Source organism: Spirillospora sp. CA-294931, from assembly GCF_050946795.1.
GTDB lineage: Bacteria > Actinomycetota > Actinomycetes > Streptosporangiales > Streptosporangiaceae > Spirillospora.
In genome coordinates this window covers 7,587,464-7,601,032 of the sequence record NZ_CP192006.1, presented here as the reverse complement: position 1 = coordinate 7,601,032, position 13,569 = coordinate 7,587,464, and the positions used below count along the sequence as shown (strand labels likewise).

Below are 13,569 nucleotides of genomic sequence, written 5' to 3'. Positions count from 1 at the left end.
AGTCTCACCGGCGTGACTCCAGCCGAGGTGAGCGGGGCCCTCGCGGCAGCGGTGGGCGTTGCCGACGTGCCCTTGAGGTGCCTTGGGGCGGGGGTTTACGGGAGTCCTGTGGCGTTGCGGCTCGGGCTTGATGCCGGGGTGGTGGCCGAGCGGCTGGAGCGGGCGGGGATTCCTACGGAGGTGTCCGGGGGGTTCCTGACGATGCGTGTGGCCCCGGGTGGGGTTGTCAGCGGGATCGTGGCCGGGGGAGTGAAGGCCCAGGATGTTGTCGCTGAGGCGGGGTGGGCAGATCGGCCGAGGGTTTTTGAGAATCCTGGGTTCTGTGTGCGGTTCGCTTATGCGCGGGCGGTCGCTGTTGTGCGGCGGGCTGAGGTGCTTGGGGTCGTCCCCGGGGAGCCGGTGGGGTTGGAGCAGGTGGAAGAGCTCGCCCTGTTGACGTTGTTGGGGGAGATGGACGGTCGGGCCCGGCAGGGCGGACGGCCGTTCGTGCGGTTTCTGGAACGGCTGGCGCTCGGGTTTCATGACTTCTATGAGCGGTGTCCCGCTCTGCCCGTGGGTGATGAGAAACCCGGGGCGGTGCACGCGGCTCGGGTCATGGTGACCGACGCTGTGCGCATCGCCTTGAACAACGGCCTGAACATGATCGGCGAGACCCCTAGAGAGCGACTATGAGCAGAGTTCACCCCGCTGGACCCAGGCACGCCGACGTCCTGCCGGAAGAGCACCCGCTGCCGCCCGCGGCCGACCTGAACGCGCTCGACCCGATGATCTGGCCCCGGTCGGCCAGGCGGGTCGAGGGTGCCGTGAGCGTGGCGGGCACGGATGTGCGCGAGCTGGCGCGTGAATACGGGACGCCCCTCTTCGTCTATGACGAGGAGGACGTGCGGAGCAGGGCGCGGGCCTACGCGGCGGCGTTCCATGACGGGGACGTCCACTACGCGGGCAAGGCCTTTCTTTCTGTCGCCATCGCGCGGTGGCTCAAGGAAGAGGGGCTCGGGCTGGACGTGTGCAGCGAGGGGGAGCTGGCGGTGGCCCTGGCGGCCGAGTTCCCTGTCGAGCGCATTACGTTGCACGGGAACAACAAGTCGGTGCGCGAGCTCGGCAAGGCGCTCGACGCGGGGGTCGGGCGGATCGTCCTCGACTCGTTCGAGGAGATCGCGCGGCTGGCCTACCTGGCGCGGGAGAAGGGCGTCCGGGCGCAGGTGATGGTGCGTGTGACCACCGGGGTGGAGGCGCACACGCACGAGTTCATCGCCACGGCCCACGACGACCAGAAGTTCGGGTTCTCGCGCAGTTCGGGGGCCGCGCTTGAGGCGGTGCGGCGGGTTCTGGCGCTGGAACAGCTGGAACTGGTGGGGCTGCATTCGCATATCGGGTCGCAGATCTTCGACCCGGACGGGTTCGAGGTCGCGGCGCACCGGCTGGCCGAGCTGCTGGTGGCCATTCGGGACGAGCACGGTGTCGAACTGCCCGAGCTCGACCTCGGCGGCGGGTACGGCATCGCGTACGTGCCCGGGGACGAGCCGCTCGACGCCAAGAAGATGGCCGACTCGATGCGCGAGATCGTGGCGCGGGAGTGCCGGGCGTACGAGCTGACGATGCCGCGGCTGACGGTGGAGCCCGGACGCGCGATCGTGGGCCCGGGCGGCATCACGATCTACGAGGTCGGCACCGTGAAGGACGTCGAGGGCCTGCGCACCTACGTTTCGGTCGACGGGGGCATGAGCGACAACCTCCGCACGGCGCTTTACGGGGCCGAGTACACGTGCGTCCTGGCGAGCCGGGAGTCGGACGCCGCCCCCATGCTGAGCAGGCTTGTCGGCAGGCACTGCGAAAGCGGGGATATCGTCGTCCGAGACCTGTGGTTGCCCGAAGATCTCGCTGCCGGCGACCTGGTGGCCGTCGCCGCGACGGGGGCGTACTGCCGGTCGATGGCGAGCAACTACAACTTCGTCCCCAAGCCCCCGGTGGTGGCGGTGCGCAACGGCGCGGCGCGGGTCATCGTGCGGGGAGAGAGCGCCGAGGATCTGCTTCGGCTCGATGCGGAGGTTGGTGCGTGAAACCCGAACGGCGGGTGGCGCTGCTGGGGTGCGGCGTCGTCGGCACCGAGGTCGTCCGGCTGATGCGCGAGCAGGCCGGTGATCTGGCCGCGCGCGTGGGCGCGCCGCTCACGCTGGCCGGGATCGCGGTGCGGCGGCCCGACCGGGTCCGCGAGGGCGTCGACAAGGCGCTGCTGACGACCGACGCCCTGGCCCTGGTGACCCGCGAGGACGTCGACATCGTCGTCGAGGTGATCGGCGGCATCGAGCCCGCCAGGACGCTGATCCTGGCGGCGATGAAGGCCGGCAAGTCGGTGATCACGGCGAACAAGGCCCTGCTGGCCGAGGACGGCGAGACGCTGTTCGCGGCCGCCCGCGAGTTCGGGGCCGACCTGTACTACGAGGCGTCGGTGGCGGGGGCCATTCCGCTTCTGCGTCCCCTGCGCGACTCACTGGTCGGCGACCACGTGCACCGGGTGCTGGGCATCGTGAACGGCACCACTAACTACATCCTCGACCAGATGGACACCCACGGCGCCGGGTTCAACGAGGCGCTGGAAGAGGCGCAGGCGCTGGGCTACGCCGAGGCCGACCCGACGGCCGACGTCGAGGGCTTCGACGCGGCGGCCAAGGCGGCGATCCTGGCGCGGCTGGCGTTCCACACCCCGGTGACGGCCGCCGACGTCCACCGCGAGGGCATCACCGAGGTCAGCGCCGCCGACGTGGCGGGCGCGCAGCAGATGGACAGCGTCGTGAAGCTGCTGGCCATCTGCGAGCGGCTGCCGGGTCAGCGCGGCGTGTCCGTGCGGGTGTATCCGGCGATGATCCCGCGCTCGCACCCGTTGGCCAGCGTGCGCGAGGCCTACAACGCGGTGTTCGTGGAGGCCGAGTCTGCCGGGTCGCTGATGTTCTACGGGGCCGGGGCCGGAGGCGCCCCCACGGCGTCGGCCGTGCTGGGCGACCTGGTCGCCGTGGCCCGCAACCAGGTCGCCGGGTCCACCGGACCCGTAGAGGTGACCTATGCCGAGCTCCCCGTCCTGCCGATGGGGGAGACCACTACGCGGTACTACGTCCAGCTGGACGTGGCCGACCGCTCGGGCGTCCTGGCCACCGTGGCCGAGGAGTTCGCCCGGGACGACGTGTCGATCCAGGCCGTGCGTCAGGAGGGGCTGGGCGACGAGGCCCAGCTCGTCGTGGTGACGCACCGGGCGCCCGACGCGGCGCTGGCGGCGACCGTCGAACGGCTGCGCGGGCTCGAGATCGTGCGCGAGGTGGCCAGCGTCATGCGCGTCGAGGGCGACGAATAACTACAATTCTGCGCGTCATCGCAGGTCAGCCAAGGAGAACGACGTGAACGCGACAGCCCGCGCGTGGCGCGGTTTGATCGAGGAGTACCGCGACAGGCTCCCGGTCTCGGACGCCACCCCGGTGGTCACGCTGCTGGAGGGCGGGACGCCGCTCGTCCCCGCCAGGCGCGTGTCCACGCTGACGGGCTGCGAGGTCTACTTCAAGGTCGAGGGCGCCAACCCGACCGGGTCGTTCAAGGACCGCGGCATGACCATGGCCATCAGCAAGGCCGCCGAGGACGGCGCCAAGGCCGTGATCTGCGCGTCCACCGGCAACACCTCGGCCTCGGCGGCGGCCTACGCCGTCCGGGCGGGCATGACCTGCGCGGTGCTCGTGCCGCAGGGCAAGATCGCGATGGGCAAGCTGGCGCAGGCGCTGGTGCACGGCGCCAAGCTGCTCCAGGTGGACGGCAACTTCGACGACTGCCTCGAACTGGCGCAGAAGCTGGCCGTCGACTACCCGGTGGCGCTGGTCAACTCGGTCAACAAGTACCGGCTCCAGGGGCAGAAGACCGCCTCGTTCGAGATCGTCGACGCGCTGGGCGACGCGCCCGACGTGCACTGCCTCCCGGTGGGCAACGCGGGCAACATCTCGGCCTATTGGATGGGCTACAAGGAGTACAAGACCGACGGCATCGCCGGGCGCACGCCGCGGATGCTGGGCTTCCAGGCCAGCGGTGCCGCGCCGTTCGTCAAGGGCGAGCCGGTGCTCAAGCCGCGGACGATCGCGACCGCCATCCGCATCGGCAACCCCGCGTCCTGGAACCTGGCGATCGCCGCCCGGGACGAGTCCGGCGGCGCGATCGACTCGGTCACCGACCGGCAGATCCTGGCCGCCTACCGGCTGCTGGCGGCGGAGGAGGGCGTGTTCGTCGAGCCCGCGTCCGCCGCGAGCGTGGCCGGGCTGCTCCAGGCCGCCGAGCAGGGCGTCGTCCAGCCCGGTTCCAAGGTCGTGTGCACGGTGACGGGCAACGGGCTCAAGGACCCCGACTGGGCGATCTCCGGCGCGCCCGCCCCCACGACGGTCAAGGTCGACGCGCACGCCGCGGCGTCCGCCCTGGGCCTGGCGTGAGCCGCTCGGTCACCGTCAGGGTCCCCGCGACCAGCGCCAATCTCGGGCCGGGCTTCGACTCGCTCGGCCTGGCGCTGGCGCTGTTCGACGACGTGACGGCCGAGCTCGACCCGGACGCGCCCGGCCTCTCGATCACCGTCGAGGGCGAGGCCCCCGAGGTCGCCGAGCGCGGCGAGCGGCATCTGATCGTCCGGGTGCTGCACCAGGCGTTCGAGATGCTGGACGCCCTCGCCCCCGAACCGTCCGGCCCCCCGATCGGCCTTCGCCTGCACTGCGTCAACCGCATCCCGCACAGCCGCGGCCTGGGGTCGTCGTCCGCCGCGATCGTGGCCGCGATCATCGCCGCGCGGCACCTGCACCCGCACGGCGAGCTGCTGGACGACGAGCGCGCGCTGCGGCTGGCCACCGAGATCGAGGGGCACCCCGACAACGTCGCCCCGTGCCTGGCGGGCGGGCTGACGGTCGCGTGGACGGGCCCGGACGGTCCCCGGCTCGTCCGGCTCGACCCCGCGGTCACCCAGGTCGTGGCGTTCGTCCCTGAGCAGCGCCTGGCCACCGAGCAGGCCCGCGGGCTGCTGCCGTCGACCGTCCCGCACCGGGACGCCGCCGCCAACGCCGGACGCGCCGCGCTGCTGATCGCCGCGCTCACCCGCGACCCGTCGGTGCTGCTCGACGCGACCGAAGACCGGCTGCATCAGCGCTACCGCGCCCCCGCGATGCCCGAATCGGCAGCGTTGCTGGAGCGGCTGCGCGGAAACGGCGTGCCTGCCGTGATTTCCGGGGCAGGTCCTACTGTCCTGGCCTTCACAACCGCATCACAAGTTGATTCGATAGGCCTGGAAGTGGGTAATGGCTGGCACATACACCCGCTGGACGTCGCCCCCCATGGCGCCCGCGTTCAGCATGAAGGTTCCGGCGTCCGACCTTGACTCCTGTCCGGGGGCGGGCTGGTGCAACGTTCCAGCCAGGTGCAATGATCCAGCTAGGTAAAATGCGAAGACATCGACCTCTGGGGAATAGCAGTGCGCCCTGGTGATGTTAGGCTGATTGCCGCACCAGATGCCCCGCTCGGGGCCGTGTGCTCGTCGCCTACGCGTCACTCGTTCGGCCCCTCGGTCGTGTCGGTCGCGCGTACTAGGCTTCCCGACACCGTGACATCCCGTTGTCAGGCATTCCAGCGAAACTTCGGACGTGGCGGTGGCGGGAACTGTGCGCGAGCCGTCCCGACCACCATCTGGCTGTGCCCAGAAAACGCAGATCTCGGCCCCATCGTGATCAGCGGAGCCCGACCCGGCGCCCCCGCCGGGTTGCATCATCGGGTTGCCTGGCCGACCGCCGGCCTACGCCCGCTCCCTGGGAAGGACCCTTAGTGAGCGAATCCAGCGAACTCCTTACGGACGCATCAAGTACGGCACCCGCCGAGGCCACCGAGGCCGACGGCAAGAGTGCCACCCCCCGGCGCCGCCGGCAGGGCACCGGCCTGTCGGCGATGGTGCTTCCCGAACTCAAGGCGCTCGCGTCCAGCCTCGGCATCACCGGCACGACCGGGATGCGCAAGAGCCAGCTCATCGCCGCCATCCAGGAGAAGCAGGGCGGCGCGCAGGGGCAGGGCTCGGCCGGGGCCGAGCAGGGAGCCGCTGCCACCAAGAGCGAGCGGCCGCGCCGCACCCGCACCACCGCCGCCGCCAAGCGCGAGGCGTCCGACGACCAGGTGACGCTGCCCGACACGGCGACGGCGGCCGCCGCGGCGGCCCCGCCCGCCGAGAAGGCGGCCACCGGCGGCGGCCGGTCCGAGAGCCCGGCGCGCGCCGAGCGCGTTGAGAAGGCCACCGAGGGCGGCGAGCGCCAGGAGCGCGGCGACCGGCGTGAGCGCGGCGACCGCCAAGAGCGGGGCGAGCGGCAGTCCGGCCGTTCCTCCGACGGCGGCGAGGGCGGCGAGAACGACTCCCAGGGCGGCGGTTCCGGCGGTGGCCGCGAGGGCGGCCGCGAAGGTCGCGAGGGCGGCCGTCAGCGCGGCCGTGGCGGCCGTGAGCGCGGCGAGGGCGCGGGACGCGACCGCGACCAGGGCGGGCAGGGCGGAGGCCGTCAGCGGGGCGGTCAGAACGCCGGCCGCGACCAGCAGGGCGGCGGCGGTCAGGCCGACGACGACGAGAGCGGCGGCAGGGGCCGGCGGGGCCGCAGGTTCCGCGAGCGCAACCGGGGACGCGGCGGGCGCGGCGAGCGCTACGAAGAGCCGGTGCTCAGCGAGGACGACGTCCTGATCCCCGTCGCGGGCATCCTCGACATCCTCGACAACTACGCGTTCGTCCGCACCACGGGCTACCTTCCCGGCCCGAACGACGTGTACGTGTCGCTGGCCCAGGTCCGCAAGAACGGCCTGCGCAAGGGCGACGTCATCACCGGCGCCGTCCGGCAGGCCCGCGAGGGCGAGCGGCGCGAGAAGTTCAACGCGCTGGTCCGCCTCGACACCGTCAACGGCATGGAGCCCGACCAGGCCAAGGCCCGCGTCGACTTCAGCAAGCTGACGCCGCTGTACCCGCAGGAGCGCCTGCGGCTGGAGTCCGACCCGGGCATCCTCACCACGCGGATCATCGACCTGGTGTCGCCGATCGGCAAGGGCCAGCGCGGCCTGATCGTGTCGCCGCCCAAGGCCGGCAAGACCATGGTGCTCCAGTCGATCGCCAACGCGATCACCAAGAACAACCCCGAGTGCCACCTGATGGTCGTCCTGGTCGACGAGCGTCCCGAAGAGGTCACCGACATGCAGCGGACGGTGAAGGGCGAGGTCATCCACTCGACCTTCGACCGTCCCGCCGAAGACCACACCACGGTCGCCGAACTGGCCATCGAGCGCGCCAAGCGCCTGGTGGAGCTGGGGCACGACGTGGTCGTCCTGCTCGACTCGATCACCCGTCTCGGCCGCGCCTACAACCTGGCGGCGCCCGCCTCGGGCCGCATCCTGTCCGGTGGTGTCGACTCGACCGCGCTGTACCCGCCCAAGCGGTTCTTCGGCGCGGCCCGCAACATCGAGAACGGCGGCTCGCTGACCATCCTCGCCACCGCGCTGGTGGAGACCGGGTCCCGTATGGACGAGGTCATCTTCGAGGAGTTCAAGGGCACCGGCAACATGGAGCTCAAGCTCAACCGCTCCCTGGCCGACAAGCGCATCTTCCCGGCGGTGGACGTCGACCAGTCCAGCACCCGTAAGGAAGAGATCCTCATGGCGCCGGAAGAACTCCGCGTCGTCTGGCAGCTGCGTCGGGTGCTGCACGCCCTCGACACCCAGCAGGCCCTGGAACTCCTCATCGAGAAGATGAAGGAGACCGGGTCCAACGCCGAGTTCCTCCTCCAGGTCCAGAAGACCACCGTCTCCGACGACCGCTGACGCACGACCTCGGCCAGGCCCCCGCCCGACCACCGGGCGGGGGCCTTGCCATGTCTCCGGTGAGGACGTGCCGGCGGCGGGACGGGGTGGGGTGGGGTTAGCCCTACCTCGGGGGCGCCTGTGGGCACCATGGCTCCTGGGGAGGGGGGTCGGCAGGCTGGGGCCGTACGGTGGAACGGGCATGGAGGGACGGACGTGGGCGAATCAATCGGCACCGCCGCGGCCAGGGCGGGCGACGCGCGGCCGGCGGTCACGGTCGCGGACGGGTCCTGGCACCCGCTGGCGATGGTCAGGTCGTCGCTGAACTGGCGTGCGGCCCTCTACCTGACGACGAGCCTGGCCTCCGGGCTGGGCTGGCTGATGATCCTGGCCATCGGGTTGTCGCTCTCGACCGTCCTGGTGGTCCTGTGGGTCGGCATCCCGATGCTGGTCATGATGATGGTGGCGTGGCGGTTCGGGGCGGTGCTGGAGCGGCAGCTCAACCGGCTGGCGTTCGGGGTGCGGATTCAGAGCCCCTACCGGCCCCTTCCGGAGGGACGCAACCCGCTGCTCAAGCTCAAGTCGATGGCGGTCGACCCCGCGACCTGGAAGGACCTGCTGTATCTCGCGCTGCTCTTCCCGGTCGCGATGGTCGAGTTCGTGGTCTCGGTGACGGTCTGGGCGACGACGGGCGTGACGGTGTTCCTGCCGCTGCTGGTGATCAAGGAGGGCGGCGGCGAGATCAACGTCGGGCTCTTCTCCTATTGGGCGGGCGACGCGGTCGCGGCGCTGCCGGTCAGCGTGGCCGGGCTCGGCATCATGCTGATCGCACTGTATGTGACGCGGGTGCTGGCGATCGGGCACGCGGTGTTCGCCAAGGCGCTGCTGGGCCCGAGCCGCTCCCAGATCGAGAACCGCGAGCTGCGCAAGAAGACCGCCCATCTCCAGGCCAGCCGGGCCCGCGGCGTGGACGCCGCCGAGTTCGAGCGGCGCCGCATCGAGCGCGATCTGCACGACGGCGCCCAGCAGCGCCTGCTGGCGGTGGCGATGGACATCGGGCGGGCGCGGGCCAAGCTGAACGACGACCCCGACGGCGCGCGGGCGCTGATCGAGCAGGCGCACGCGGGCACCAAGGAGGCCATCTCCGAGCTGCGCGACCTGGCACGGGGCATCTACCCGGCGATCCTCACCGACCGCGGGCTCGACCCGGCGCTGTCGGGGCTGGCGGGCCGCGCGCCCGTCCCCGTCGAGGTGGACGTCGACCTGCCCGAGCGGCCCCCGGCGGCGGTCGAGAGCATCGCGTACTTCATCGTGGCCGAGTCCCTGGCCAACATCGCCAAGTACGCCCGCGCGACCCGCGCCTCGGTCCGGGTGGTGCGCGAGGACGCCTGGGTCGTCGTCGAGATCATCGACAACGGGGTCGGCGGCGCGGTCGCCGGGCCGGACGGCGGGCTGGCCGGGCTGGCCGACCGGGCCGCGACCATCGACGGGATGCTCATCGTCGACAGCCCGCCCGGCGGTCCGACGATCATCCGCGCCGATCTGCCTTGCAGCTGGTAGTCCCCGGCCCGTCCGCTCCGGACGGGCGGCAGAATGGGCCCATGCGGGTAGTGATCGCCGAAGATTCGGTGCTGTTGCGCGAAGGGCTCGTCCGGCTGCTCGCCGACGCGGGAATCGAGACCGTGGCGTCGGTGGGGGACGGGCCCGGCCTGCTCGGCATCGTCGACGAGCACCGTCCCGACCTGGCGATCGTGGACGTGCGGATGCCGCCCTCGTTCACCGACGAGGGCCTGCGCGCGGCCTTGGCGGTCAGGGAGCGGATGCCCGGCACGCCGATCCTGGTGCTGTCGCAGTACGTGGAGGAGCGCTACGCCACCGACCTGATCGGCGGCGGCGCCGAGGGCGTCGGCTACCTGCTGAAGGAGCGGGTGGCCGATGTGGCCGAGTTCATCGACGCGGTCCGGCGCATCGCGGCCGGCGGGACGGTGATCGACCCCGAGGTCATCGGCCAGCTGCTGGGACGCCGCCGCAGCGGCGACCCCCTGGAGGCCCTGACGCCGCGCGAGCAGGAGGTCCTGGCCCTGATGGCCCAGGGGCGCTCCAACGGCGCCATAGCGAGCGACCTGGTCGTCACCGAGGGCGCCGTGGAGAAGCACATCTCCAACATCTTCATGAAGCTGAACCTCCAGCCCGCGCAGGGCGGCCACCGGCGCGTCATGGCTGTCCTGGCCTATCTGGGCCGCTCCTGACCATTGGGGGTGTTTCGGGGGGCGGACAAGATCGGGAATGCCCGATGACCTCGGCACGTTCCCGTATCTGGCACACTTGGAGTGCAACCGCTGCGGTACCGGTTCACGCTTCCCAGATCTCCCACCCTCGTCGTGGGCGTCCGGACGCGCCCGGCGACCGCCACAAGCGAGGAGAAAACCCATGAAGCCCGAGATCCACCCGAACTACGTCGTCACGACCGTGACGTGTACGTGCGGCAACACCTTCGAGACCCGCAGCACCGCCGAGAACGGCGTGATCCACGCCGACGTGTGCTCCAACTGCCACCCGTTCTACACGGGCAAGCAGAAGATCCTCGACACCGGCGGCCGGGTGGCGCGCTTCGAGCAGCGCTTCGGCAAGAAGAAGGCCGACAAGTAGGCCGAGCACCGCACAGCGCTCAGGGCCGGCCGGGGGACCGCGGGTCCCACGGCCGGCCGAAGCCGTCATTCGCAGGCCACGCGGCCGGAACGGGCCAGGACACACCGTGAATCTCGACGATCTCATCAGCGAGTACGCCGACATCGAGGGGCGCCTCGCCGATCCGTCGGTGCACGCCGACCAGAACCTGGCGCGTCGGCTGGGCAAGCGCTACGCCGAGCTGCGCCCGATCGTCGAGACCTACCGCGAGCTCGGCTCGACCGGCGACGACCTGACCGCCGCGCGCGAGCTGGCCGGCGAGGACGAGGCGTTCGCCGCCGAGGCGACCGAGCTGGCCAAGCGCAAGGACGACCTGGAAGAGCGGCTGCGCCACCTGCTGGTCCCGCGCGACCCCAACGACGGCAAGGACGTCATCCTGGAGATCAAGGCGGGCGAGGGCGGCGAGGAGTCGGCCCTGTTCGCCGGTGACCTGCTGCGGATGTACCTGCGCTACGCCGAGCGCATCGGGTGGAAGACCGAGGTCATCGACTCCCACCCGTCCGATCTCGGCGGTTACAAGGACGTCACCGTCGCGGTGAAGGCCAAGGGGGGCGTCCAGGAAGAGGGCGTCTGGACGCGGCTGAAGTTCGAAGGCGGCGTGCACCGCGTCCAGCGGGTCCCGGTGACCGAGTCGCAGGGCCGCATCCACACCTCCGCCGCCGGCGTCATGGTCACCCCCGAGGCCGAGGACGTCGAGGTCCAGATCGACCCGAACGACCTGCGCATCGACGTGTACCGCTCGTCCGGTCCCGGTGGGCAGAGCGTCAACACCACCGACTCCGCGGTGCGCATCACCCACGTCCCCTCGGGCGTGGTGGTGTCGTGCCAGAACGAGAAGAGCCAGCTCCAGAACAAGGAGCAGGCCCTGCGCATCCTGCGGTCGCGCCTGCTGGCGATGGCCCAGGAGGAGGCCGACGCCGCCGCGTCCGCCGAGCGCAAGAGCCAGGTCCGCACCGTCGACCGCTCCGAACGGGTGCGCACCTACAACTACCCGGAGAACCGGATCTCCGACCACCGGGTCGGGTACAAGGCCTACAACCTCGACCAGGTCCTGGACGGCGACCTGCACAACGTCACGCAGGCCCTGGTCGACGCCGAGATGGAACGCCGACTGGCGGAGGCCCAGCACTCGTCATGAACCTGCTGCTCGACGAGGTGGCCAGGGCCACCGCGCGGCTCGCCGACGCCGGGGCCGCCTCGCCGCGCGCCGACGCCGAGGAGCTGGCCGCGGCGGTGCACGGCGTCAACCGGTCCGAGCTGCACAACGTCTCCGACTCCGCCTTCGACGCCCGCTTCTGGGAGTTCGTCGCGCGGCGCGAGGCGGGCGAGCCCCTCCAGCACATCACCGGACGCGCGTTCTTCCGGTATCTCGAACTGAAGGTCGGGCCCGGCGTCTTCGTCCCCCGGCCCGAGACCGAGGTGATGGTCGGCTGGGCCCTGGAGACCCTGCGCGACATGGACGTCCGCGACCCGCTGGTCGTCGACCTCGGGACGGGCTCGGCCGCGATCGCCCTGTCCATCGCCCTTGAGGCCCCCCGCGCGCGTGTGCACGCGGTGGAGAAGGACCCGGCGGCGTTCGTCCACGCGACCCGCAACGTCGAGCAGCTGGACGAGCGCGGTCGCGTGCGCCTCCATCTGGACGACTTCGGCACCGCCCTGTCCGAGCTGGACGGCACCGTCGACCTGGTCGTCAGCAACCCCCCGTACATCCCGATGAGCGAGTGGGAGTACGTCCCGCCCGACGTCCGCGACCACGACCCCGCCGACGCGCTGTGGGGCGGCGGCGACGACGGCCTGAACGCGATCCGCATCGTCGAGCGCTCGGCGCGGCGCCTGCTGCGTCCCGGCGGCCATGTGGCCGTCGAGCACAGCGATCTGCAGGGCAACGCGGTCTACTGGGTCTTCGCCGAGGAGAACGGCTGGCGCGACGTCCGCAACCGCCGCGACCTGACCAACCGGGACCGCTTCGTGACCGCCCGCCTCGCCACCGACTGACCCTGGAAGGATGGTCGCCGTGAGCCGACGCTATGACTGTTCCGAGCCGATGGAGCGCACGCGGGGGATCGCCGAGTCGGTCTCGGCGGTGCGCCGCGGCGAGCTGATCGTGCTGCCCACCGACACCGTGTACGGCGTGGCCGCCGACGCCTTCACACCGGCCGCCGTGACCGCCCTGCTGGACGCCAAGGGCCGGGGACGCGAGATGCCTCCTCCGGTCCTGGTCGGGTCCGTCCGGGCCGCCACGGCCCTGGTGGAGGATCTGGGCACCTACGGCCAGGACCTCATCGACGAGTTCTGGCCCGGCGCCCTGACGCTCGTGTGCCGCGCCAACCAGAACCTGCTGTGGGACCTCGGCGAGACCAAGGGCACGGTCGCCATCCGGATGCCGATGCACGAGCTGGCCGTCGAGCTGCTCAAGGAGACCGGCCCGCTCGCCGTCAGCAGCGCCAACCTCAGCGGCCGCCCGGCGGCCCGCACCGCCGAGGACGCCGAGAAGATGCTCGGCGAGGCCGTCTCGGTCTACCTCGACGGCGGCCCGTCCGGCCATGCCGAGCCGTCCACGATCGTCGACCTCACCGGCTCCATCCCCCGCCTGCTCCGCGCCGGCGCCGTCTCCGAAGACAAGATCCGCTCCGTCGTCGGCGTCCTGCTCACCGACGAGGACGACGACGAGGACGAGCCGCTGCCGCCCGCCGAGGACGCGACACCGTCCCTCACCAAGGACGAGCCGCCGTCCCTCACCAAGGACGATGCGCCGTCGCCCGCCGAGGGCGAGACCCCCTCGCTCACCAAGGACGAGCCGCTGCCGCCCGCCGAGGATGAGACGCCCTCCCTCACCAAGGACGAGGCCCCACCGGTCACCAAGGACGAGCCGGAAACACCGGCCCTGACCAAAATCGACACCGAGGCGTCCTCGGACGCCGAGGAAGGCCCGTCTTCTTCTCCGACGGCCGAGGACGGGACTCCGTCGCTCCGCAAGGACGATTCGGGCTGATCAGACGCTTCCGGCAGGGAATGGAGAGCCGGACGCGCGGGTAAGTCATGTCGCACCGAGTGACGACC

11 protein-coding genes and 1 pseudogene are annotated in these 13,569 nt (G+C 71.4%); all 12 read left to right on the top strand.

Annotated elements, in window-relative coordinates:
• Positions 1 to 12 precede the first annotated feature (12 nt).
• On the top strand, positions 13 to 672 hold the full coding sequence (locus ACQPY4_RS34400; protein WP_433328193.1) for a DALR anticodon-binding domain-containing protein: 660 nt from the start codon (positions 13 to 15) through the stop codon (positions 670 to 672).
• Positions 669 to 2,060, top strand: coding sequence for a diaminopimelate decarboxylase (gene lysA / locus ACQPY4_RS34395; protein ID WP_433328191.1), 1,392 nt, complete (start codon positions 669 to 671; stop codon positions 2,058 to 2,060). Before ACQPY4_RS34400 ends, lysA begins: the two co-directional genes overlap by 4 nt.
• A 62-nt stretch (positions 2,061 to 2,122) precedes the next feature.
• A complete protein-coding gene (locus ACQPY4_RS34390; protein ID WP_433339134.1) occupies positions 2,123 to 3,346 on the top strand; it encodes a homoserine dehydrogenase in 1,224 nt (407 codons plus the stop codon).
• A 43-nt stretch (positions 3,347 to 3,389) separates the two neighbouring features.
• Complete coding sequence (thrC, locus tag ACQPY4_RS34385) at positions 3,390 to 4,457, top strand: threonine synthase (protein ID WP_433328189.1); 1,068 nt, start codon at positions 3,390 to 3,392, stop codon at positions 4,455 to 4,457.
• Entirely contained in the window at positions 4,454 to 5,386 is a 933-nt protein-coding gene (gene thrB, locus ACQPY4_RS34380; protein WP_433328187.1) for a homoserine kinase, read from the top strand. Before thrC ends, thrB begins: the two co-directional genes overlap by 4 nt.
• Positions 5,387 to 5,826: 440 nt before the next feature.
• A complete protein-coding gene (rho, locus tag ACQPY4_RS34375) occupies positions 5,827 to 7,842 on the top strand; it encodes a transcription termination factor Rho (RefSeq protein ID WP_433328185.1) in 2,016 nt (671 codons plus the stop codon).
• A gap of 195 nt (positions 7,843 to 8,037) precedes the next feature.
• Positions 8,038 to 9,381, top strand: a complete 1,344-nt coding sequence (locus tag ACQPY4_RS34370; RefSeq protein WP_433328183.1) for a sensor histidine kinase — start codon at positions 8,038 to 8,040, stop codon at positions 9,379 to 9,381.
• A 41-nt stretch (positions 9,382 to 9,422) separates the two neighbouring features.
• Positions 9,423 to 10,070 (top strand): response regulator transcription factor, encoded by a 648-nt coding sequence (locus ACQPY4_RS34365; protein ID WP_433328181.1) that lies wholly within the window; start codon positions 9,423 to 9,425, stop codon positions 10,068 to 10,070.
• Positions 10,071 to 10,251: 181 nt separating this feature from the next.
• Positions 10,252 to 10,470, top strand: a complete 219-nt coding sequence (gene rpmE, locus ACQPY4_RS34360) for a 50S ribosomal protein L31 (RefSeq protein WP_433328179.1) — start codon at positions 10,252 to 10,254, stop codon at positions 10,468 to 10,470.
• Between the two features lie 106 nt (positions 10,471 to 10,576).
• Entirely contained in the window at positions 10,577 to 11,647 is a 1,071-nt protein-coding gene (gene prfA / locus ACQPY4_RS34355) for a peptide chain release factor 1 (RefSeq protein WP_433328177.1), read from the top strand.
• A complete protein-coding gene (gene prmC, locus ACQPY4_RS34350) occupies positions 11,644 to 12,504 on the top strand; it encodes a peptide chain release factor N(5)-glutamine methyltransferase (protein ID WP_433328175.1) in 861 nt (286 codons plus the stop codon). Before prfA ends, prmC begins: the two co-directional genes overlap by 4 nt.
• Positions 12,505 to 12,523: 19 nt before the next feature.
• Positions 12,524 to 13,130 (top strand): annotated as a pseudogene (locus ACQPY4_RS34345) (L-threonylcarbamoyladenylate synthase); the annotation flags it as partial.
• Positions 13,131 to 13,569 lie beyond the last annotated feature (439 nt).